This window comes from Idiomarina sp., from assembly GCF_048260185.1.
GTDB lineage: Bacteria > Pseudomonadota > Gammaproteobacteria > Enterobacterales > Alteromonadaceae > Idiomarina.
This window is the reverse complement of sequence record NZ_JBLXHB010000005.1, coordinates 210729-233393: the sequence shown is the minus strand read 5'-3', so window position 1 is coordinate 233393 and position 22665 is coordinate 210729. Positions and strand designations below refer to the sequence as shown.

Sequence of the window (22665 nt, the reverse complement as noted above, 5' to 3'; positions counted from 1 at the left end):
ATAAAAGGAGGTGGTATGCCTAAACGCGTTAAAGCAACAGAGGCTCCCAATGCATCTGCAATTGCCAGTCCAGAATTATTAGGTCAGCTTATCAAAGCTAAGCGTACGGGAATGAAGCTTAAGCTTCGTGACTGCGCGGCACTGTGCGGCGTTGGAATCAATACCTTGTCGCGCCTTGAGCGTGGCAACCCCAATACCACTCTGGCGGCAACTTTTTCTGTGCTACAAGGTCTGGGTATCCAATTAACAGCAAAAGCAGACGCTTCAACAGAGGAGTGGGTGTAAATGCTGCATTCCGTTAATATCCGCTATGGCGAAAAGGTTATTGGCCATATCGGCCTTAGTGAAGAAACCAACCTTCCTGTCATAGAGTACCAGCAACACTGGAAGGAAAGCGGCTTCCCCATCTCACCTTCACTTTCCTTCCAAAGCTCTAACTCACCGGCTAGTGTCTATAACTACCTGGATAACTTACTCCCCGAGGGAAAAGCCAGAGAGCTACTCGCGCAGAACCTTGGTGTCAACGAAAAGAATGTCTTCGCTCAGACTTTAGCTCTGGGTCAGGATGTATCCGGAGCCTTTACATTTAGTAGCCAGGAGACTCCCAACCAACCAACTTTTCGAGAGATTCCATCGAAAGAACTCATACGGCGGCTTGAGCAAAAAGAAGATTTTGGATTACTGCACTGGGACGACAAACCCCGCTTGAGTGTTGCCGGTGTGCAGGACAAACTTAATGTTTATATTAGCCCTGACGGCCAAATTGGCTTTGGCGATGGGACGTTATCTTCAACCCATATTCTCAAGTTTGAAAAAGCCAACTTGCCACATTTGGTGCTAAACGAATTCATTTGTATGCGGTTGGCTAAGCTTTCTGGCTTACCAACTGCAGAAACCCAGTTTATGCGCTTTGAGCAATTCCCGGCGCTCCTGGTGAAACGCTTCGACCGACGTTACGAGGCTAAAGCGGAGAAAGTATTGCGTCGACACGTTATAGACGGCTGCCAGGCACTCGATCTTCCCCGCGAGTATAAGTACGAACGTAATTTCGGTGATAGCCGCGACGTGAAACATATTCGCGATGGCGCCAGCCTCACAAAACTTTTTAACTTTTGCCAGGCTTCACCCAGTCCAGCGCAAAACACCATGCAACTTCTGCAATGGCAGCTATTTAACCTGATGATCAGTAACTACGACAGTCACGCTAAAAACGTGTCATTTTTCTGGGGTCGCAACAGTTGTGACTTCACGCCAAGCTACGACTTAGTTAACGTCGCCATGTTTCCTCAGTTTAAACAGGCTCTGGCCATGGCTGTAGGTGATGAGTTTGAGCCTGATCATATACAGGCTTACCAGCTTGCTGACTTTGCAGAGAGTTGTGGTCTAAAACGCCAGCTTGTGGTCGAGTCAATCCGTGAATTATCGACTAAGGTTCTACAGGTAATCAACACACAAAGCCTGTCAGAAGAGCTTGAGCAACAACAGCTTATTTCAAAAGAAGAACAACACTATCTCGCCCGACTAATTGAGCACATCCAGGCTCGCACGCTGCAGTTGCAAGCGTGTGCCGATGATATCGCTGATATAAGCTTGTAGCCTGACATTCATGTCAGGTGGGATACCGTTCCTGACGTAAACGTGAGGCTACTTCACTTCACTGCCCTACCCAAAACTCTTATAACAAGAACCTAACAGAACAAGCATTCAAAATAGTTAATAGCATTGCTCAAAGTTTTCGGCTATTGTCGAAAATATGCTCAATTTCGTTCGATTTTAATAAAGTGAGGTAGTTCCATGCGTTTTAAACAATCTCTTTTAGTCTTAGCAATATCCGGCGCGCTAACGGCGTGTGGCGGAAGCTCAAGCGACTCAGGCAGCAACGATACCAGTGGTGGAAGTAATAACGGCGACACCTCAACCACGACGACGGTGGTCAGCGAAGGTGTGATCACAGGTTTTGGCAGTGTGTATGTAAACGGCCAGCGTTACCGTTCAGAAAGTGCTGAAATTGCCGTGGGTGATTCACCCGCAGCAGATGAAGCCCAATTGAAAATAGGTATGGTTGTCTCCATAGCCGCCTCCGCATCAGACAACGGCGAAGACCCGGAAGCACAACAAATTCGTTACGAGGAACACCTTCAGGGACCAGTCTCCTTCATTGGAAGAAGTGACGGGCAAATTGAAGTCCTGGGTCAAACCGTCCTTTTTGATGAACTCACAGAGTTTGACAACACCGATATCGACACCTTAGCTGTGGGTAATGTTATCGAAGTCAGTGGTTATACCAACGATGAAGGTAATTTCTACGCAACCCTAATTGAGTTAGAAACCGAAGAAACTGAAATTAAACTAAAAGGTGAAGTCGCCAATCTGGATACCGATGCCCAAACCTTCAGCTTGTCAGAACTTACCGTCAATTATTCAGCAGCAGAATTTGATGACATGACAGACACTGACCTTGCCAATGGCCTGTTTGTTAAAGTAGAAGGCGAGCAGTATGACAGTGACACACAAACTCTGACGGCCACCAGCGTTGAAAATAAAGATGACAACGATATCGATGCTGATACTGACGAAGTCACCATTGCAGGTATTGTCAAAAATTATGACAGTGATGCAGGCAGCTTTACCGTTAACCGCTACGAGTTTGCTCTGAACGATGAGACCGAGTTTGAAGATGGCAGCTTAGATACCTTAGCGAACGGTATTATCGTTAAGGTTGAAGGACGCTTCGATAACGATCAAGTCATTGCGGAAGAAGTTGAATTTAAAGCAAAAGACGCACGCAGTAAGACCGAAGGGCAAGTAACAAATGTGAATGCTGAAAACGAAACCTTCGTAATTAATGACACTACCTTTAGCGTAACACCTGAAACACAATACGAAGACGAGTCCGATTTAAACGAACGTCGGTTCACCTTCGATGATATTGCAGCGAACGACTGGCTTAAAGTTATTTCACGTCAGGATAACCAGGGCAATACCCTTGCGCTGAAAGTAAAACGTATTAACCAAGAAGATCGCGAAGGCGAAGTTAAAGGCCGTGCGAGCAACGTCACTCTGGACGGAATGACAATCGCCAATATCACTATTTCATTCACAGACAGTACCGAGTTTGACTCTGACGACGGCGAACTAACAGCCGAAAGATTCGTTGCTCTGGCTGACGGGCAGGAAGCATTGATAGTTGAAGTGGAAGGTCAATACGACGGCGACGTACTGATTGCCAGCGAAGTTGAAATAGAAAACTCAGACCGCGACGACGATAACCGACCTGACGATACCGGCAAAGCCGAGTTTGAAGGCGCAATTGAGTCCATTGACGGTGACAGCCTGGTTGTTAATGGCAACGAACTGCGCTTTACAGAAAATACTAGCTTCGAACTAAACGACGAAGCAGTTAACCTACAAAGCTTCTTCAACGTCATTGAAGTGGGTGCCGTTATTGAAATAGAAGGCTTATGGGTCGACCAAAGCTATATTCAGGTTACTGACGTCGAACTTGAAACCAACGACAACGAATAACCTGGCTTGAATACGTAGCCTGGCTTGCGACGTAGCCTGACATTTATGTCAGGTGAGATGAGGTGAGGTATCGGCTTTGCCACCACGTAGCCTGACATTCATGTCAGGTAAGGCATCGCTCCTGACGTAAACGTCAGGCTACAACACCAATCACCGGGCTATGAAGTGGGGGTTGCGGTAATCTTCTTTTTGGTTATAAAGCAGTGGTTCGCCGTTAAGGGTTTTGACATCACCGCCCGCAGCGCTTAATACGGCGTGGGCGGCGGCGGTGTCCCACTCGCTTGTGGGGCCTAAGCGCGGGTAAATGTTGGCTTTGCCTTCGGCTACCAGGCAAAACTTCAGTGAACTGCCTACCGCCAGCATCTCGTAGGGTTTGCCTAGAGCATCTAACCAGTCGGTCGTTTCCTGTGAGAGGTGTGAGCGCGAGCCTACCACGCGCAAGGTTTCAGGTTCCTGCATAGCAACCGAAATCGCTTTGTCATTTAAAAACGCACCTCGGTCACGCTCGCCGGTATACATGGCGCCTAACGCCGGAGCATACACCACACCTAAAATGGGCACGCCCTTTTCTATCAGGGCAATGTTTACAGTAAACTCGTCATTGCGCTTAATGAACTCTTTGGTGCCATCCAGCGGGTCAACCAGCCAGTAGCGACACCAGTGCTTGCGCTGCGCCCAGCTAATATCCGACGACTCTTCAGAAATAACAGGGTACTGAATATCCAGCGCACGCAAACCGTTACAAATAATGTTGTGCGCCGCTAAATCCGCTTTTGTCAGCGGGCTGTCGTCGGCCTTTTTCTGCACATCAAAGTCATTGCTTCGGTAAATGTCCATAATGGCAGCGCCAGCGTCGCGGGCTATGTCTTTTACTTCTTTAAGCATGAGTCATTCCGTTGTTCTATTCAGTTACAAGGCTTGCGTAGCCTGACATTTATGTCAGGTGGGATATCGAACCTGACGTAAACGTCAGGCTACATAACCAAGCGGTTGGTTCCAAGTAACCTTATTCGGTTACAATCTAAAATGTAACCTCAATTAGTTACATTTAAGTATTTCTAATACTTCAGTGGTGGCAATGCCGACAAATAAAACTATAGCAAAACTTGCTAAGGTTCCCAGAAGTACATATTCATTTAGCTTCGTGTCCTTCCCTTTATTCTCGCCGAAGCGCAATACCGACTTAGCAGCTATCACAAAACCAATTGCGGTATATTGCCCGACTAATATCAGAGTAAGGATAACCAAACGCTCTATATAGCCAATGACCGCACCAGCCTCATTCAGAGTTCTATCTTTTTTCTCTCGTGTCTCGCACAATTTTAAAATAAGACTGACTAATACAGAGGTCGGCTTCAAAACAAGAAGATACGAAATGAAAACAACAAGGTATTCAACTGACAAATATTCGACAATAGAGGAAAAAGGTTGGAATAACCCAAGCCAAATTAGAATTATAACGCTCAAATGAGCCAGTTGATCTAATACAAACCAATAAAAAGCACGGTTCCTTTTCCTTGGTTTACTACCCTCCTCCGGCTGTTCGTTTTCTTCCCAAGTATCAACCCATTTGATAACAGCTACTGACTTAAGTGAATCGATAATAAAATGGGTCACGCCTATAACAGCTGTCGTCACCAATAAATCATACCAAGACATTTTCGGTATCAGCAGCAGAAGCACGACCAAGCCACCATGAATAAAAGCATGAATCGCGTTAGCATACAGTCGCTTTCGGCCGCTTGTTGATAACTTTTTACCAACCAAATAATCCGGCTGACAATAAAAATCACCGACTATGTGCGCCAGCAGTAACAGCATCAAAATTAAATAGTCATTCATTTTATCCCCGAGCCTCTATTATCAGGTTCTCGGCATAGTACAAGTACTTCAAAACGCTATTGTAATGAGCTGAATTCAGCATCTTTGTGGTATTAGGTCTACTTTTACCTATCTCTTTCGCTAGTTCAGCATGCGAAACATCGGGGTCACCTAGGTAACTCATCAATATGTAAGCTTCTGTTTTTGTTAGCGAACTTAAATGTGCATCCAGTAATTCAATGGTCGACCCGAGGTGATGTTTGAGGAGTTCGTTTGTAGAGTCAAAGATTAATAACTCAGATTTCATTTTATTTAAGTTCTGCCCTGATAAAACGAAAGCCTCCCCGGTAGAACTCTTCACGTCATCTCGCAGTTCATTACTGTCACCCACAGATAGACTCTGTCGGACATCAGTGTTGGTGGAACCCGATTTAAGCGATAAACGAATAACTGTCGCTAAATAGATAACTTTTTCAGGCCGCTTTAACAGTAATTGAAACTCGTCGCCACGAAATACATCAAAATGCATCTGATAACGCTCACTGAAGGACTCAAGCGTCTGGTGCAGCCGATAAAGCATACTATCGTATTCCTCAACAGGAATTTGCCGCGAATTAACGATATCGCCAGTTATGACACCGATCATAGAGTTTTCCATGTTGTTTGCCCGTAGAGTCATGGCTATCAAATGTAACTCAATATAGTTACACTTTCAATTGTAACTGAATACGGTTACAAAGCTTGCGTAGCCTGACATTTATGTCAGGTGGGATATCGAATCGCCCCACGTAGCCTGGCATTCATGTCAGGTGAGATATCGAATCGCCCCACGTAACCTGACATTTATGTCAGGTGAGATGCAGAACCTGACGTAAACGTCAGGCTACATAACCCAATCATCGCATACGCTTAATTATAGCATCCGTACTCTTATCAAAGGACTCGTCGCTTTCGCCGTCCAGTACGCGCAATACGTCCATGGCAATTTTCTTGCCCTTTTCCACACCCGGCTGGTCGAAGCTGTTCAGGCTCCAAATAACGCCCTGGGTGAACACTTTGTGCTCGTAGGTAGCTATTAAGGCGCCAAAGCTCTCGGGGGTCAGTTCGCCCATTATTAGTAAATTGGAAGGGTGTCCGCCCGGGTAATGGTCACTGGGTGAATCGGCATTCTCGCTGCCTTCCCACATTAACCTGCGGTGTGCCAGGCAGTTGGCTACTGCTAAACGTTGCTGCTCTGCCAGACCGCTGCGGGTGGCTTCGGAAAAGCCCGGCGCCTCACGCTTAAGTACAGTCACAAAGTCCGCGGCAAATTGATCATACCCCTGGTGCAAATGCTGGAAAAACGCGTGTTGCCCATTAGGTCCAAAACCGCCCCAAATAATAGGGCCTGTGGGGTAATCAATGGCTTTGTTGTCAGCAGTGTACTGCTTACCGTTACTTTCCATATCCAGCTGCTGCAAATAGTTCGGCAACATACGCAAACGGCCGTCGTAGGGCAAAATAGCTAAGTTATTAATGCCCAGCTGCTCACGGTTATACACACCATAAAGCGCCAACAATACCGGTAGGTTCTCTTCCAACGGCGCTTCTAAAAAGTGCTCATCCATAGACTTAGCGCCTTCCAGCATACGCTCAAAGGGTCTAATGCCAGTGGTTAAAGCTATGCTCAAACCTAACGCCGACCACAACGAAAAACGTCCACCTACACCTTCGCCAAACGTAAATTGCTGTGCTGGCGGTATACCGTAGTCAGCCATCCCCTGTACGTTGGCGGACACACCTATCACATGGTTTGCCAGCCATTGCTCCTGGGTTAAATCGGGCTCTATCCATTTGCGTACGGTATCGACATTGGCAAAGGTATCTACCGTGCCAAACGACTTAGACGACACAATAAACAAGGTAGTTTCCGGGTCAACAATAGGCAGCACCGCGTACAGCTGGCCGCCATCCATTGAGGACACAAAGTGCACCTGCAAATTATGTACAGCCGCGTCATCAGCAAATTCTCGCAAGGCAAAAGCGCCCATCTGCGGCCCTAAATCGGAACCGCCCACGCCAATGTTCACTACGTCGGTAATGGGTTTGCCGGTACTGCCCAGCCAACGACCAGAACGCAGCTTTTGCACGGTGTCCACAAAGCGGGTTTTACGGTTGCTTTGTTTGGCCACCGCGTGCACCGAGCGGCTGAGTACATGAGTTACCGGGCGATCTTCGCTTACATTGCGGTAATCACCGCGGCACAATTGCTCGCGGTATTCATTAAAGTGTTCGGGTAAGCGTTTGCCGGTAGTTTCGAGCAGTTCGTCCACTGAAAGCTTCTGGTAGCTGGTATCTAAAGCTAAATAAGGTCCGTTTTTTATCATCCGATTATCCGTTTTCATTTTTCGTCTGGGGCATCGCCTGACATGCCTTCGTAGCCTGACGTTTACGTCAGGAACAATATCTGACCTGACATAAATGTCAGGCTACATGGCCGTCGTATTCAATATCTGACCTGACATAAATGTCAGGCTACGAAGGCATGTCAGGCGACATCCGATTCATTATCACTACACGTACGGTGTTTATTCCAAATGACATCACAAATATGGTCGTCCAGCGGGGCGTAGCCGGTTGGGGCGTCCAGCAATAACTGGCGTAGTTCGTCAATGGCGAAACGCTGGCAGGCGTCGTCTAACAGACCCAGCAATTTCTCCATTTCGTCCCAGCTTAGCGATTGCTCATTAGCGCGCAGTATACGCGGGTGGTCACTGGCTTCTACGTTGTCACCAATTAACAGTTCTTCGTATAACTTCTCGCCCGGCCGCAAGCCACTAAACTCTATAGCAATGTCACCGTGCGGGTTCTTCTCGGTTTTCTCTTCCAGCCCCGACAGGCGGATCATCTTGCGGGCTAAATCGACAATTTTAACCGAGTCGCCCATGTCCAGCACAAACACTGAGCCGGAATGCCCCATGGTGCCGGCCTGAATCACTAACTGTGCTGCCTCGGGTATGGTCATAAAAAAGCGGGTAATATCGGGGTGTGTTACGGTTACCGGCCCGCCGTGTTCAATCTGCTCTTTAAACAAAGGTACAACCGAACCGGAAGAGCCCAATACATTGCCAAAACGCACCATTGAAAAACGCGTTCCGCGCTGCCGTTGCGCCAGCCCCTGCAGCACCAGCTCCGACAAGCGCTTGGTGGTGCCCATAACATTGGTGGGCCGCACGGCTTTGTCGGTAGAAATTAACACAAACTGCTTAACACCCGCTGAAATAGCCGCTTCCGCTGTATGCCAGGTGCCAAACACATTGTTGCGCACGCCCTCAACCATATTGTATTCAACTAAAGGCACATGCTTATAGGCGGCGGCGTGGTATACGGTATCCACCGCAAAGGTCTTCAGCACGGTTTCAATGCGGTTGCGCCGCTGTACCGTGCCTATTACCGGAATAATTTCAGCGCCAATGCCCTGGTGCTGACAAATTTGGGTTAACTCGCGCTCTATGGCGTACAAAGCAAACTCCGACAGCTCATACAGCACCAGTACTTTAGGCCGTTGTTGCAGTATTTGGCGGCACAGTTCAGAACCAATAGAGCCACCCGCCCCGGTAACCAGTACGGTTTGTCCGGTAATGTGCTTTTCCATTAACTGCGGCGCCGGAGTCACAGGGTCGCGCCCTAACAAGTCTTCTACGCGCACATCCTGCAGCTGGTCAATCGACATATCGCCATTAACCATGTCAGACATACCCGGCACGGTTTGTACTTTTACCGGCAACTGCTCCAGGCTATCCAGAATTTGCCGGCGACGCGATCGCAGCGTGCTGGGCAAAGCCAGTAAAATGCGCTGAACATCCAATTCGCGTACCGCATTAGCAATACCCTCGGGTCCGGTAACTTTTAGCCCCAGTACCGAGGTATTCTGCAAACCCGTGTCGTCGTCAATAAACATCACCGGGTGAAACTCATCACCATTAGCCAGCGCCTGCGCCAGCTGCCGCCCGGCCGAGCCCGCACCGTAAATCATCACCCGGTCTTTCTGGCGGCTCATAGCGCGCTGGTAACCCTCGCGCACAATTAAGCGGCTGCCACCAGTTAATAAAAAGGCCACCAGCACATAGTTAACAACAGCGGTTACCGGCAGAGCAATGCCCATCCATAAAGCACCCAGCACCAGTAACGCACCGCTTAATAACACGGTAAAAAATACCAGGCTCAGTACCTTAAAACCAACGTAACGCACTACTGCGCGGTACAAACCCATGCGAATAAACACCAGCAGGGTTACGCACAGTACAATAGCGCCCAGCAATAACCACTGCGACACCCGCAACGGCATTACCGCTTCAAAACTTAATAAGTACGAAAACACCATGGCAATGGCTATCGAAACAATATCGACGCCCAGACCAATACCGCGCTTAACGTTGCGCGGTAACTGCATTAGTACCTTAAAAAGATTCAAAGCTTTGTGTCCTTTTACTCAGTTAACGGCTGTAAAACGGCGCTCTGTCATCAGTATAGTCGTATAAACGGGTACGGCGTTGTAACTGCTGACCACCATTACGAGACAACGGCACCCAGCTAAAGCCAACCCGTTCCCGTGTCGGTCTTATGCTCATTAAGTCAAACGGAATACTAATGAAGAAGCCTTTGGTAAAGCTGCCTTCGCCATATTCCTCTGACGAAACATCGGTAAAGGCTGCATAAGCCCCTGCTATAACGCCGCTATCGAAACGTTTTTGCATGGTTACGTTAACACCTTTGTCGCCCGCCAGAAACTGACCAAAGTCTAATTGCAATAACGAATCAGACAACCACGGCATTTGGTAATACACACTGGCAAAGCCGGTGGTCACTTCATAGTCTAAGAAGCCGCTTCCACCGTTAAAGTCACGCTGCCTTACCCGGTTAGCACGAAGCCCAAAGGCCCAACGGCTGTCTACCGGTCGGTAAAGTACTTCGGCACCGACACCACCAAACATGCGTTCAAGGTAACCGGCATAGGCCATAGCAAACCAGTCCTGGCCTAAACGTTTGTGGTAAGTCACCTGTGCAGAGTCCAGCCAAATGTCATTTTGCACATAACGGCGAATATTCGTACGTACATCAGGCAGTGCGTCTTCCCCACCGTCTAAGAACAAGAAGTCGTCGTAGTTGGTGGCGATGTTAAAGCCCAGTTCGCCAAATAACTCTACATTATCGGTTAGCCACCGGCGGCCAAAGGCATAAACACCCAATTGGTAAGTATAGAAGGTTTCCGGATTACCAAAACTCTGGTCAAGAAACGGCTTCAGACCAAAACGGTTGCTAAACTGGTTTCTCGGGTTCAGCATCCAGCTGTCATCGCCTTGCGCAGGCATGTCCGGTGAGTCCATGCGCTCAAATAAATCGTCGGTTTCATCCACTGCTTTACCCGGGTCCTTATTCAGCACGCGGTCTTTAAATTTGTCGGCATTCACCCGGGTATTCACGTTCGGATCAAACAGCGTCATATCCACCAGGTTGTAGGTTTTGACACTGTCTGGTAACTCGGCCGCCATAATACGCGCCGCACGATCATAAGCCTCGCTGCTGTCGCGATACCGCAAGTGATAAGCAAATAAGGTCACTTCGTCGTCTTCTGCGGCAAAACGCGCCGCACTAAAAGCGCCCTGCTCGCGCATAGCCAGATTCATGGCTGACCAGTTCACATCGTCTAACGACTCTTTACGTTTTTCCGGTGTGGGGACGGTTTTATCCGGCGTTACCTTAATTTGGTTCAGCGTGCCGAAGTTAGTCCGCAGGCTAAAGTTAAACATAAAGGTGTTGCCACGCTCATAACTCAGTTGCACGTCAAAATAGTCGGTTACCTGATAATTGGCACCAAAGTTCCAGCGGCTGTCCACTTTAATAGGCACTCCGGCTCGTTCGTCAGAGTAATCATTACCTTCGTACTCAACTTTTAAACTTAATGGTTCCCATGGCGTATGATACTCCACGCCGCCAAAAAAGGCTGCCGGACCGGTAAACCAGCGGTCATATTCCAGCTGGCCGCCGCCAGATCCATAACCCGTTTCACGATCACAGTACTCGTCAGACAGCTCGCAAAAGGGGTTAGTTAAATCATCACGTGTACCCAGGCGGCCAAAGCCCAAACCTAAGCTCACATCCACAGGGCCAAAGCGTTTATTGGCCACAATATACTCAGCGTCAAAAAGCCCAGTGCCGACAAAGTCACGAAAGCCCACACTCACTTCCGGTACCCAATAACTCTCTTCCCATAAACGGGCTTTAATATCGAAACCTTTATCCGCAAAAACGTTGTCACCACTGAAGTCAGGGACATCACTATACCTACGATTAGGAAACTCGGTATAAAAGGCGGTAGTTTCCAACCAGGGCAGCAACTGTAAGTTCACGGTATAACGGCGGTACTCGTCCATGTCGCTGTAGGTAATAGCCAAAGCCCCTTCATCGGCCATACGGGCGGTAGGCGTTTGCAGCAAGCCTACCGAGCCGTAGTCACCATAACTGGGCGACAAGTCTCTGCGTGACCAGTGCCAGCTTGAAGTGGCCTGGGTATTTTTAACATCATGGACTGGCAGGTTTAAGCTATTACGTTCAGCTTCATTAGCTACAAAGTGCGTGAGTAAGTCACGAATATCCGCATTTAAACTTTCAAATTTAGGCGGCAACTGGTTAGGTTCAAAGCCTAACCAGAGAATGTCGCCGGGCAGAAGCTCGGCGTCACTTTGTTTATAATAAGCCCAGCCCGCTAGCATCTGCTGGTTTTGTCTAATGCGTACGGCTTTACTTTTATTATAGGCGGCCCCCAGCCCTTCGCTGTCATCTATACTGTTCAGCCAGTCGGCTACGGTTTTACCACTGGCATAGCGGTAATCTCCGGGCGCGTTAACCACGCCATAAACATGTATAGAGTCCGGACGTTCAGGCACATAAAGCTTATATTCTCCCGCAGGCAGTAAGGGGTTGCTGGCTAATTCCGTACGGGCATTTTCAATACTAATTTGGCCCCATAACTGCTTACCCAGTTGCCAGCTTTTTACCTGGCTTTTTAGTAAGGCGGCACTTTGCGCTTTTTCGGTTTCTCTGCGCGACTGCCAATACTGCTCCAGCTCAGTCAGTTGCGCCAGTATCTGGTTACGTTGTTGCTCTATTTCGGCCTTATCGTCGGTTTTAACCAACCTCACTAAGGGCCAGTAAGCGTCGGCTAACAGGCCTTCGCTTTCGGCGTCATTCAGCACTTGCTGCAACCGCACCGGGCCTTCAAATTCATACGTAGCTTGTTGAGCAACGGCGTTCAGTGAAAACAAAGCACTAATAAGTAGCGTGTTCCGGAGCATAAGTTTCATTGGTTTTCTCATTGCGCTTCTTGCCCTTGTTGTTCTTGTTGCTCTTTGCGCGCATTGCGGCTTGCAGAATAATCGCGGCCTATCCAGGTAACCTGAGTCAGAGTTAATTTATCGCCGCCCGGAAATAACGTCTGCCGACTTTTTACAACGTGCCCGTCGTCTTCCAGCCAAAACTCATTCACAAATTCGTCGCCAGTAAGGGGGAATTCACCTTTCTCAACCACGTAGGTGGTATTAACCGGGCCAATGGGTAAGTTTAATACTTGTTTGTCCTGCACAGAAAACTCAGAGGAAGCTTCTCGGCTGACCACTTTATTAGCCATTTCAATGTCGTATTGGCGCTGCCAATGGGTGGGGCAGTTTGCCGGGCTGGTTACTATGCAGCGTAGTGGGTCGCCTTTTAAATTAGATACCGCCAGCAGGTTTTTATTCAGTGCCTGGGTTCGTATCACCCGGCCATTGCGCAGTACCAGGGTCTCTTTTTCAGCGGTAATAAAATGCCAGTCATCGGGTTTGTTCACGAAACCCAGTACTATTAAGCTTCTGGGGCTGTCGGACCATTGCGCGTAAAGTGAGGTGTAGGGAAAAGAGTCTATTTTTTCCTGGGAAAGATCGGCGTCTTCGCCGCCTTCAAAAGCGTATTCTATAGTGGCGCGCACTTCATCTGTTACCGCCGTGCAAGCGCTTAACAGCAATAAAACAATGGGTATCAGCAACAAACGAGACATGATATTCCTCAATAACTGGACAAAAAAATACCGCCCTTTGGCGGTATTTTATCACAGTAACCTAAGCAAGACGCAAAGAAGCGCTTCTCCACACTTAACTCAGGCTACTGGTCACGTATTCTTAACTCAGTAAAGCTTACTGAGCTGGAATAGTAATAGTATAGGTGTTAGTACCTGTACCAGTAACTGTAACGATTGGATCCGGGTCTGTCGGATCAGTCGGGTCAGTTGGGTCGATAGCTGAGTTTGAAGAGCTGTCAGAAACAACTGCTACAGTTGCTGCTGCTGCAACACCTGCAAATACCCAAGCTTCAGTTGATAAGCCGCCGTAGCCGCTTTCAGAAGCGTTTGCGCCTGCAGCGCCGTCTTGTGCCATTGCTGGTGCGGCAGCTAAGCCTAACGCAGCAACTACTGATAATGCTAATGTTTTCATAATGTTAACCTCACTCCAGAGATATAGATACATGTATCGCTGTCACTAAAACTATTTTAATTAACAGCAACTTCCATAGTATGTTGCTACGCAACAAATTGCAAACTAGATTTTTCTATTTTTTTCAAGCAATTGTGCTTTTAACTCTTCTTTACGAAGTAGTATTAAATACTACTGATAGCAGCTACGGCTACAGCCGAGTTGTAAATAATATTAGTAATCTCTGACCACAGCTCCAGGCTCTCAGTATAGGTAGTATCCAGCGGTACCACAATAGCGTCACCCGGACCTAAATCGGTACCGCCGCCAAACCCAAACCAACTGCTACCACCTTTATAAGGTTCTATTGCGCCGTTGGCTTTTACTATATATATCCGGTCGGTATCGGCCTTTTCTTTTGTTCCTCCGCTACGGCTAATGTAGTCATCAACGGTTAGCTCAGAGTCAAACCGGTAAGAGGTGGCCATTTGCACTTCGCCCATAATGCTAATAGAGTCGCTACGCGAAGGCACATGCAGTGTGTCCCCGTCTTTTAGCTGCACGTCGCGACTGCCGTTCATTGACAGCACTTTGGGTAAATCCATAATTAAACGACCAACCGCCGGTGTCGACATTAAGTCGGCCAGCAAGGTACGCATTTGGTCGTAAGACTGGTTAGCGTCGCCGGTGCCGGTAATCATATTACTGGCAATTTCGCGCTGCAGCTCCTGTGCCAGCATCTCTTTGCGTTTTTGTTCCTGCTCCTGCAGCTCTTCGCGGGTAAACACCGCCCCTTCCAAAAAGGCATGGTCGGTAAAACCGCCTGCGCGCTTAATAACGTCTGTCAGCGTTTCGCCGCGTTTAATAGCGTAGGTACCTGGAAAGCGAACTTCGCCCCGCAGGGTCACTTCATAGGTATTCTGCCATTCCGGAATACTCAGTACGTTTAAACGGTCACGCCCCTGCAAAGGTACATTCACTTCACCGTTAATAACCTCGGCTAAGTTTACTTTTAAATAGTCGGTGTTGGCGGTGTCTTTACCAATGGCCCAACGGGTAATTTCTGCCTGTTCCGTGTAAGCACCATTTTTCAGGCCACCGGCTGCGGCCAGCAATTTCTCCGCCGTGGCATTTTCAACTAAAGGGTAAATACCCGGGTGCATAACCTCGCCGGCAACGGATACAAAGGGCGCGGTGCCGGTTGCCGTACGCTGACGCTGTATGCGCTGCATAATAGGTTCAAGTAAGTTCTGGCGTGAATACATAGCCAGCTCTTTCTTCACCGTAGGCTCTTCTTCCTGCTTTTCGGTAAACAACTCGCGCAAAGGCACAATTTTGTCTTCGTTCTCAGCGTCCGGGCTTTCTGAGGAGCCGGCTAGTTTTGTATTAACTACGTCATTTAAGTAGGCGTCGCGGTAGGCATCTAACTGACGTTGACGCTGCTGATATTCGCGTTCTTGTTCCGACAAGGTATAACGCGACAAGTTATCGCGCTCTTCGGCTTTGGTTTCAAAGCGGCTGAAAACTACAAGCTGATCACGCTCATTTAAGCGCAGGTTTTCACCTTCCACACCATTAATGGCGTCGGCCACATCAAACTGCAGAATTTTCACGTCTCGGCGCGGGCCTTGCTCGCGCACTACCAGGCCGTAGCCTAAGTCCGCCTGCTCCAACAGGTCGTGGCGAACATCGCGCAATATATTGTTAATGCGCATACCATTTTGCCATTCGTAATACCCCGGCCGGGTAACCGCGCCAACAACCATTAAGCTATTGTCCAGCTCCTGCGACACCTGACGAATGGTTAAAGCGTCACCGCCATTAAGCTCACGGTTTAAGTCTTGCTCCGTAGTTAAGTCTACGGTGCTAACCAGGCGTTTACCTTTTACAATTCTGCGCAGCTCGGCAGAGCTTAAATAGGCTGAGTCGGTAGCGCCACCGGCAAATTCCAGGGCGTCCTCTAAGGTTTCATCGCCTTTTAATTCGTATAGCGCCGGGCGTTTTACCTCACCTTTTACCGCAACCATGTCGCCGCGTGCCGGAATAAAAATAACATCGCCACTTTTTAGAATTTTGTCAGCAGAGGCGTCGCCTTGTAACAGCAAGTCGTATAAGTCAAATTCGGACGCGACTTTACCGCCACGCATTAAACGCACCGAACGTAACGAAGCAATATCTGAAACGCCACCCGCTACATACAACGCCTGGCTTATAGTCGCCAGCGAGCTTACCGTGTAAGCACCCGGTTTGTAGGCTTCGCCCACAATAAACACCTGAATAGAACGCAGCTCACCCATAGTGACTGCCGCTTTATAACCAATTAAGCGTTCCTGCACTTCGTGGTGGATCATCTCCTGCATTAAGGAGTAGGTCATGCCGGCCACTTTCATTTCGCCTACGTCGGGCAATACAATGCTGCCATCGCGGTTTACGGTTAACTTAAAGCTCTCGTCCTGCTTACCAAACATTTCAACGTGAATAACATCGCCCACGCTAATTAAATAGTTAGCCGGAATAGGTGCGTGCGCCACCGGGGCAAAAGTGTCGGGTTCACCAGAAAAAATATCATAACCAAAAGGCTTTAACTCTGAACGCCCCCGGTTAAACTCTTTTTGTAAATCTTCCGACATAAAGGACGAGCTCGCTTGCCCGCTCTGCCCACCATTACCTGAACGCTCGCTAACAACATCCACTTCCTGCTTGGCACTGGAGTCGCCGTCGCGCTGGGCAGCATTAAACTGGTCAATTGCTGAAGGGTCAATACCATACTGACGCGCCAGCGCCTCTTGCTGTGCACGCGGTAAGCTTTGTAATTGCTCAAGCTGTTCCTGGCTGGGCATGGCTTGCGCCGCCGCATTAACTGAAAACAAGCTTGTTACCAAAGCAAAAACAGCAGCAAAAAGAACCGTAGAAACAGAAAATTGCATGGCGTTTAATGCATTTTTATTCATAGTCAGCAAGGTATAACCCTCAATTATTTTTGTATTAAAACCCAGTATTAAAACGTGAGTGCAGCAACAGGTAAAAGTGACAAGTAAGATACAGCAATTTGTTAACAGAGAAAAGTAACAGCTTAAGCCAAACCATAAAAGCTGCGATACCAGTCAACAGTGCGCTTCATGCCTTCAGTAACTGGCGTTGACGGCCTGTAGCCCATGTCGCTTTCTAACTCAGACACATCGGCATAAGTGGCGACAACGTCGCCGGGTTGAATGGGCTGAAAGTCTTTGGGTATTTCAACACCCGCCGCATTTTCAACAGCCTCTATAAAAGTCATAAGCTCAATAGGTTGGCTATTGCCTATATTATAAATTTTATATGGTGCCGAGGAGCTGGACGGATCCGGTTGTTTACCGCTCCACTCACTGCTGGCTTTACATGGGTTCTTAATAACCCGCACTACACCTTCGGCAATGTCGTCAATATAGGTGAAGTCACGCTTCATTTTACCGTTATTAAAGACTTTAATGGTGTCGCCTTTTAATGCGGCTTTGGTAAAAATAAAAGGCGCCATGTCGGGTCTGCCCCAGGGGCCATAAACGGTAAAAAAGCGTAAACCAGTACATTGTATGTCGTACAGGTGCGCGTAGGTATGCGCCATAAGTTCGTTGGACTTTTTAGTGGCAGCATACAAGCTCACCGGGTGGTTCACACTATGCGAAGTTGAAAACGGCATTTGTTCGTTCAGACCGTAAACCGACGAGCTAGACGCATAACTTAAGTTTTTAACGCCGTTATGGCGGCAAGCCTCCAACACATTCATAAAACCGACAATGTTGGAATCTATATAAGCGTTAGGGTTTTCCAGTGAATAACGCACCCCGGCCTGAGCGGCTAGGTTACATACGGCGTCAAACTGCTCTTGTTCAAACAAGGCGTCTAATGCGGGCTTGTCTTCAAGTTTTAACTGCACAAAAGAATAGTCAGGGTATAAACCGGACTGAACCGTTACACCGTATTCAATATTGCTTTGCTGTATGCCGCTTTCTTGTAAACGACCATATTTTAGGTTTACATCGTAGTAGTCATTAATACTGTCTAGCCCAACTACGGTATGGCCTTGTTTTAGCAGCTTTAAGGCCGTGTAAAAACCAATAAAACCCGCCGTGCCTGTTACTAAAACCTTCATTTCACTCTGTCTCCAGAACCTTTGCCGGTAACCGTCATTAAAATATACTGAAAGTAGCTTTTTATATTAAGTGTGTTAATCATTTTTGCGTCGGTTTCTGCCAGTAACTGCGGTGTCGACATGTCTATTTCGTTTACTTGCGCTAAACCGGTTATGCCGGGGCGAACGTTAAACACGCCTTTTGCTTCTCGCGCCTGGGTTAGCTCTTCCTGATTAAAAAGCCCTGGCCGTGGGCCAACTAAACTCATTTCACCTTTTAGAACATTCCAAAGCTGCGGAAGTTCATCCAGCTTGGTGCGACGTAAAAAATGACCAAATTTTGTAATAGACGCGCTACTGGCTAAATGGCTGGCTACAGAGGCAGTGTCTTTTTTCATTGTTCTGAACTTAACCAGAACAAAAGGCTTTTTGTTTTTGCCGACTCGCTCTTGCCGGAATATAGGAGAACCCGTATCAAACAACCCAATAAGGGTAAGTAAAACAAGTATGGGGAAGCCAACTATCAGGCCAAAAAGAGAAAATAGAAAATCAAGAACACGAATCATTGAATAGGTTATCACTATTGGTTGTCGGGTTTATTAGAGTTGTGCAGCTCATGATTAACACAGGTTTGTATTGCCTGTTGAAAGCTAACTGGCGGCTCCCAATTTAACGTTTTTTTAGTGTGGGTTATATCAAGTTGTAAATTACCAAACAGCCTGTCGGCAATGGCTTTTTTACCCAGTATTTTTGCACCAAAACGCATTAGTCCCACCGGGCATGGCCACAGTTTAGGCTTTTTACCATAAGCTCGGGTTAAGGTTTCAAACAGCTCTTTGGTTGAAACGTCGTAGTCGTCGCTGACTAAAAATGTTTCATTAAGAGGTTGCGAGTGCTTAACACAAGTAATAATTAAGCTAACCAGGTTTTCTAACGAAACCAGGCTTCTTTTATTTTTTACTGCGCCAAAAGGTAAAGGAATATTTTTCTTAGCTAACCCCATTAAAGCTTTAAAGTTACCCTTTACACTCGGACCATAGACCAGTGGCGGGCGAATAATAACAAACTCAGTCTCAGAGCCTGAAAGCTCCTTTTTCAAGGCCAGTTCAGCATCGCGTTTTGACTCACCGTATAAGTCTTCAGGTGAATATTCACTTGTGTTTTTATAGGAGCTCCCGGGAATTGTTGACTCGCCTAAGGCTTTTACTGAACTCAAAAATATAAAGCGCTTTACACCCTTCTCTTTCACTTGTTTAGCCAGCCTTTGCGTAGCCACAACATTATATTCACGAACCTGAGAGACAAACTCCCCATTGTCTGACTGCGGTACATGCGCTAAAGCCGCGCAATGAATAACTGTCTCTACACCATCTAAAACTGGTGACCAGTCCTTTGTATCTAATGGCATAGCGACAATAGAGTCTCCATGAAACTGTCGCGCAGTGCCATTTACCTGGAACCCATTATTACTTAGCTGTTTAAATAACTCATTGCCAATAAACCCGCTGGCACCAGTAATAAGCAGCTTGCTTGGTTCACTCATAACTAAGTAACTCTTCGTATATAGCCAAATGCTGTTTCACTACAACGTCAATATCAAAGTGTTTTTCAGCGAAGGCCCTGCCAGCTTTGCCCATCTGTTTTCGTTTACCTTCGTTGACCACCAATTCTTCAATAGCATCGGCTAATGCAATATGGTCTTTTGGTGGAACTAACAGTCCCGTAACACCATTTTCAATAGCGTAGTTGCAGCCCGGAGAGTCAGTAGTAATAATAGCTCGACCACATGCGGCTGCTTCTATTAAAGACTTTGGTAAGCCTTCTCCATAGTATGAGGGCAGACAGACTATATTTGCGTTGGCATACTGTGTGGCAATATCTTTGCGAAAGCCTAGAACATTTATGAAAGGCTTTTCCCTCCAGGACTCAAACTCTGACTCAGACAAGCTCTTCGGGTTACCGGGGTCCGGCGTACCAATAAGTTTCAATTCTACCGGCACATTACGCGAAACTAATAACTCAGCGGCTTTGTAAAACTCGCAAACACCTTTCTCCAAGAGCAAGCGAGCCGCCATAACAACTTGGGTTTTGTCACCATCAGGTTCCGGTACCGCCTCATACTCATTTAGATCAACGCCCGAGCCACGTATCAGAACCGTATTTCTTTCGCTAATGACGCCGCTATTCAATAAGGTCGCCTTGTCATCTGGGTTCTGAAAAATAACTTTCACCAAGCGGCAACCAAGAGCAAATGAATAAAGTCTTTTAATTACAAAACGACGCAACCTACCTAACAACGAAGACGATGTGAATACCGTACCAAGCCCAGAAACTGCACCAACAAGAGGTACACTAATACTAAAACGATTGGCTAGACCACCATATAGCATTGGCTTTATAGTAACTAGGTGAATTAAGTCTGGCTTAACTTTTCTAAATAGCATCAGCAGCTTACATACCGCTTTTAGTTCAACAAAGGGGTTTTGCCCGCTTCGGCTGAATGGCACTTCGTGATGAATGAAACCTCGTCGCGTTATCTCTTCTGCTGCTATACCTGCACAGGTAGCAACATGCACTGAATATCCGTTTCGCTCCGCGGCCTCGGCTAGAGGCGCCCGATGCGAGAGGAAAAACTCTGGAGTGTTAACCACGAAAAGAATTTTTTTCAAAAACAACCTCGAGTTCTAATGTTTAATGTGCACTAGCGGTACATCAGGAATATAAAATTATTACTGCTTTTCTAACCAAGCCTGAAACATAAGTACGCTCCACAATTTTAAAGAATGATCGTGCTTTCCTGTTAAATGTGATTGCCATATTTTGCGAATGGGCTCTGGGTGAAAGTAACCTTCTGATTCTAAACGGTGGGCACTAATTAAATTTTCAGCCCATTCCCGTAACGGGCCACGCAACCATTCTCCTAGAGGAACTGAAAATCCTTTTTTAGGTCGTTCGATCATTGCTTTAGGCACATGACGATACAAAACCTCTCGTAGCGCCCATTTACCGACCCCCTTTCGAATTTTCATATGCAATGGCAACTGCCAAGCCAGTTCGACAACCCGATGATCTAATAGTGGCACACGTGTTTCTAAACTGTTCGCCATTGCAGCGCGATCGACTTTCACTAGAATATCATCCGTCATGTACTGCCCCGTACCAGTTGCCATCATCCATTCCTCAAAGGAATCTGTTTCAGGCCATTGAGCTGGGTCATCAATAAATGTCGGCAATTTTCTCGAGTCTTTTACAACGAGTTCTGAATCATTCCAGTGACTCATAAGGATTTGATAAAAGTTATATTGATCTTTAGCTGGGAAAACCCTCAAAAGCTTTGAAAGTTTGTCAGATAACGGAAGTCCCCTTAGAGTGCGTTCAGCTATCTGCCGCAAGGGTAAGGGTAATAGTTTCAGTCTATTCCAAATATGCGGGCCAAATTGGTAATAGTTATACCCTCCAAACAACTCATCGCCACCATCACCACTCAATGCAACCGTTACGTGTTGTCTCGCCATGCGGCTTACTAAAAAAGTTGGCAACTGAGAACTGTCTGCAAGAGGCTCACAATAGATTTCCGGTAATTTAGGCACCAGGGAAAGAACATCATCTGCACTTACATACAACTCTGTATGCTCAGTATTTAAATGTTTAGCTACTTCCTTCGCGTATCCTGCTTCGTTATAGCCTGCGTCCTCAAACCCAATAGCAAACGTACGCACCTGTTGAGTCGACTGTCTTTGCATCAAGGCAACTATCGTACTGCTATCGACTCCGCCACTTAAAAAGGCACCTAGCGGAACATCAGCAAGCATTTGACCTTCAACAGCTTGACTAATCCTCTCTTCCAATAAGTTGACTGCATCAGCATCATTACCTAAAAACGGATTAGCGATACAATTTTCGATCACCGACTTTAAATGCCAGTATGGCTTTGGGCTAACGTCAAGCTGGCGATCATTTTTTTTAATTTGAACAAAATGACCAGCAGGGAGTTTCTCAATTTTTTGATAAATTGTATGAGGTGCGGGTATGTAGTTATGGCGCAATAAAAGCGCCAAAGCATCACGATTTATTTCAGAGTCGAAATCAGGATGAGCCTTTAATGCTTTTAGTTCAGAACCGAACAATAAGGTATCACCGCACCATCCCCAATATAGTGGTTTTTCTCCTAAGCGGTCACGCGCAAGTGTCAGCTGCTGTTCTTTCTTATCCCAAAGCGAAAAAGCAAACATCCCTACACTAGCTTTTAATGTCTCTTCTACTCCCCAATAAGCAAAACAATTAAGCAGGGTTTCTGTATCCGAATGACCATTCCAAACAATTTCCGGATTTCGACTATTAAGCTGACCACGAAGCTCTAAATGATTATAAATTTCACCATTAAAGGCAATTACGTAGCGATTATCATTCGAAATCATCGGCTGATGGCCTGCTGAAGATAATTCCAGAATAGACAAGCGTCTGTGCGCAAAGCCTATACCTGACTGTTCATCAAACCAGATTCCAGAGTCATCAGGCCCGCGATGCTCTATTGTGGATGCTTGCCTTTGCAATATCAAAGGAGCATCAGTTCTCGAATTTTGGTTCGAAAAAAAACCAGAAAAACCGCACATTTACCGTCAGTCCCTATATTAATACGTTGATATTATCGAGATAGTCAAAATCTTTCGTTACTTACATTGAACTAATAATTGCAACACTTGCGCATAGCCAGTCGCTCTTACTCAT

General features: G+C 47.0%; 17 protein-coding genes. 3 read left to right on the top strand and 14 right to left on the bottom strand.

Going from position 1 to position 22665, the window contains the following annotated elements:
* The first annotated feature begins 15 nt into the window (after positions 1–15).
* The 3 genes from ACN0RF_RS12210 to ACN0RF_RS12200 all read left to right on the top strand — a co-directional run bounded on the left by ACN0RF_RS12210 (position 16) and on the right by ACN0RF_RS12200 (position 3525).
* Positions 16–285, top strand: a complete 270-nt coding sequence (locus ACN0RF_RS12210) for a transcriptional regulator (RefSeq protein ID WP_417439228.1) — start codon at positions 16–18, stop codon at positions 283–285.
* Complete coding sequence (locus ACN0RF_RS12205; protein WP_417439227.1) at positions 286–1596, top strand: HipA domain-containing protein; 1311 nt, start codon at positions 286–288, stop codon at positions 1594–1596.
* A gap of 198 nt (positions 1597–1794) precedes the next feature.
* Positions 1795–3525, top strand: coding sequence for a DUF5666 domain-containing protein (locus ACN0RF_RS12200; protein WP_417439226.1), 1731 nt, complete (start codon positions 1795–1797; stop codon positions 3523–3525).
* 150 nt (positions 3526–3675) lie between these two features.
* Here the strand turns inward: ACN0RF_RS12200 and cysQ are convergent, their stop codons facing one another.
* From cysQ to asnB, 14 genes are all read right to left on the bottom strand, one after another.
* The gene (gene cysQ / locus ACN0RF_RS12195) at positions 3676–4410 is read right to left on the bottom strand and encodes a 3'(2'),5'-bisphosphate nucleotidase CysQ (protein ID WP_417439225.1); all 735 of its coding nucleotides are present in this window, start codon (positions 4408–4410) and stop codon (positions 3676–3678) included.
* Positions 4411–4563: 153 nt separating this feature from the next.
* On the bottom strand, positions 4564–5367 hold the full coding sequence (locus tag ACN0RF_RS12190; RefSeq protein ID WP_417439224.1) for a DUF3307 domain-containing protein: 804 nt from the start codon (positions 5365–5367) through the stop codon (positions 4564–4566).
* A gap of 1 nt (position 5368) precedes the next feature.
* Positions 5369–5992, bottom strand: coding sequence for a SatD family protein (locus tag ACN0RF_RS12185; RefSeq protein ID WP_417439223.1), 624 nt, complete (start codon positions 5990–5992; stop codon positions 5369–5371).
* 250 nt (positions 5993–6242) lie between these two features.
* Positions 6243–7712, bottom strand: a complete 1470-nt coding sequence (pgi, locus tag ACN0RF_RS12180) for a glucose-6-phosphate isomerase (protein ID WP_417439222.1) — start codon at positions 7710–7712, stop codon at positions 6243–6245.
* A 161-nt stretch (positions 7713–7873) separates the two neighbouring features.
* Positions 7874–9778, bottom strand: coding sequence for a polysaccharide biosynthesis protein (locus ACN0RF_RS12175; RefSeq protein ID WP_417439221.1), 1905 nt, complete (start codon positions 9776–9778; stop codon positions 7874–7876).
* Positions 9779–9821: 43 nt separating this feature from the next.
* Entirely contained in the window at positions 9822–12689 is a 2868-nt protein-coding gene (locus tag ACN0RF_RS12170; protein ID WP_417439220.1) for a YjbH domain-containing protein, read from the bottom strand.
* An 8-nt stretch (positions 12690–12697) separates the two neighbouring features.
* The gene (locus ACN0RF_RS12165) at positions 12698–13417 is read right to left on the bottom strand and encodes a YjbF family lipoprotein (protein WP_417439219.1); all 720 of its coding nucleotides are present in this window, start codon (positions 13415–13417) and stop codon (positions 12698–12700) included.
* Between the two features lie 136 nt (positions 13418–13553).
* Positions 13554–13850, bottom strand: a complete 297-nt coding sequence (locus ACN0RF_RS12160) for a hypothetical protein (RefSeq protein ID WP_417439218.1) — start codon at positions 13848–13850, stop codon at positions 13554–13556.
* Positions 13851–14014: 164 nt separating this feature from the next.
* Complete coding sequence (locus tag ACN0RF_RS12155; RefSeq protein ID WP_417439281.1) at positions 14015–16780, bottom strand: SLBB domain-containing protein; 2766 nt, start codon at positions 16778–16780, stop codon at positions 14015–14017.
* A 122-nt stretch (positions 16781–16902) separates the two neighbouring features.
* Positions 16903–17958: an NAD-dependent epimerase gene (locus ACN0RF_RS12150; protein ID WP_417439217.1), complete on the bottom strand. Its 1056-nt coding sequence runs from the start codon at positions 17956–17958 to the stop codon at positions 16903–16905.
* Complete coding sequence (locus ACN0RF_RS12145) at positions 17955–18503, bottom strand: sugar transferase (protein ID WP_417439216.1); 549 nt, start codon at positions 18501–18503, stop codon at positions 17955–17957. The genes ACN0RF_RS12150 and ACN0RF_RS12145 overlap by 4 nt, the downstream gene beginning before the upstream one ends.
* A 14-nt stretch (positions 18504–18517) precedes the next feature.
* Positions 18518–19480, bottom strand: coding sequence for an NAD-dependent epimerase/dehydratase family protein (locus ACN0RF_RS12140; RefSeq protein WP_417439215.1), 963 nt, complete (start codon positions 19478–19480; stop codon positions 18518–18520).
* Positions 19473–20606: a glycosyltransferase family 4 protein gene (locus ACN0RF_RS12135; protein ID WP_417439214.1), complete on the bottom strand. Its 1134-nt coding sequence runs from the start codon at positions 20604–20606 to the stop codon at positions 19473–19475. Before ACN0RF_RS12135 ends, ACN0RF_RS12140 begins: the two co-directional genes overlap by 8 nt.
* A 60-nt stretch (positions 20607–20666) precedes the next feature.
* The gene (gene asnB / locus ACN0RF_RS12130; protein WP_417439213.1) at positions 20667–22550 is read right to left on the bottom strand and encodes an asparagine synthase (glutamine-hydrolyzing); all 1884 of its coding nucleotides are present in this window, start codon (positions 22548–22550) and stop codon (positions 20667–20669) included.
* Positions 22551–22665 lie beyond the last annotated feature (115 nt).

Excerpts from the sequence above, each read along its gene's own strand:
- ACN0RF_RS12155 (WP_417439281.1), bottom strand. The coding sequence starts at position 16,780 with ATGAATAAAAATGCATTAAACGCCATGCAATTTTCTGTTTCTACGGTT.
- ACN0RF_RS12205 (WP_417439227.1), top strand. The coding sequence starts at position 286 with ATGCTGCATTCCGTTAATATCCGCTATGGCGAAAAGGTTATTGGCCAT.
- ACN0RF_RS12140 (WP_417439215.1), bottom strand. The coding sequence starts at position 19,480 with ATGAGTGAACCAAGCAAGCTGCTTATTACTGGTGCCAGCGGGTTTATT.
- cysQ (WP_417439225.1), bottom strand. The coding sequence starts at position 4,410 with ATGCTTAAAGAAGTAAAAGACATAGCCCGCGACGCTGGCGCTGCCATT.
- ACN0RF_RS12160 (WP_417439218.1), bottom strand. The coding sequence starts at position 13,850 with ATGAAAACATTAGCATTATCAGTAGTTGCTGCGTTAGGCTTAGCTGCC.
- ACN0RF_RS12185 (WP_417439223.1), bottom strand. The coding sequence starts at position 5,992 with ATGATCGGTGTCATAACTGGCGATATCGTTAATTCGCGGCAAATTCCT.
- ACN0RF_RS12190 (WP_417439224.1), bottom strand. The coding sequence starts at position 5,367 with ATGAATGACTATTTAATTTTGATGCTGTTACTGCTGGCGCACATAGTC.
- ACN0RF_RS12210 (WP_417439228.1), top strand. The coding sequence starts at position 16 with ATGCCTAAACGCGTTAAAGCAACAGAGGCTCCCAATGCATCTGCAATT.
- pgi (WP_417439222.1), bottom strand. The coding sequence starts at position 7,712 with ATGATAAAAAACGGACCTTATTTAGCTTTAGATACCAGCTACCAGAAG.
- ACN0RF_RS12165 (WP_417439219.1), bottom strand. The coding sequence starts at position 13,417 with ATGTCTCGTTTGTTGCTGATACCCATTGTTTTATTGCTGTTAAGCGCT.
- asnB (WP_417439213.1), bottom strand. The coding sequence starts at position 22,550 with ATGTGCGGTTTTTCTGGTTTTTTTTCGAACCAAAATTCGAGAACTGAT.
- ACN0RF_RS12175 (WP_417439221.1), bottom strand. The coding sequence starts at position 9,778 with ATGCAGTTACCGCGCAACGTTAAGCGCGGTATTGGTCTGGGCGTCGAT.
- ACN0RF_RS12170 (WP_417439220.1), bottom strand. The coding sequence starts at position 12,689 with ATGAAACTTATGCTCCGGAACACGCTACTTATTAGTGCTTTGTTTTCA.
- ACN0RF_RS12150 (WP_417439217.1), bottom strand. The coding sequence starts at position 17,958 with ATGAAGGTTTTAGTAACAGGCACGGCGGGTTTTATTGGTTTTTACACG.
- ACN0RF_RS12145 (WP_417439216.1), bottom strand. The coding sequence starts at position 18,503 with ATGATTCGTGTTCTTGATTTTCTATTTTCTCTTTTTGGCCTGATAGTT.
- ACN0RF_RS12200 (WP_417439226.1), top strand. The coding sequence starts at position 1,795 with ATGCGTTTTAAACAATCTCTTTTAGTCTTAGCAATATCCGGCGCGCTA.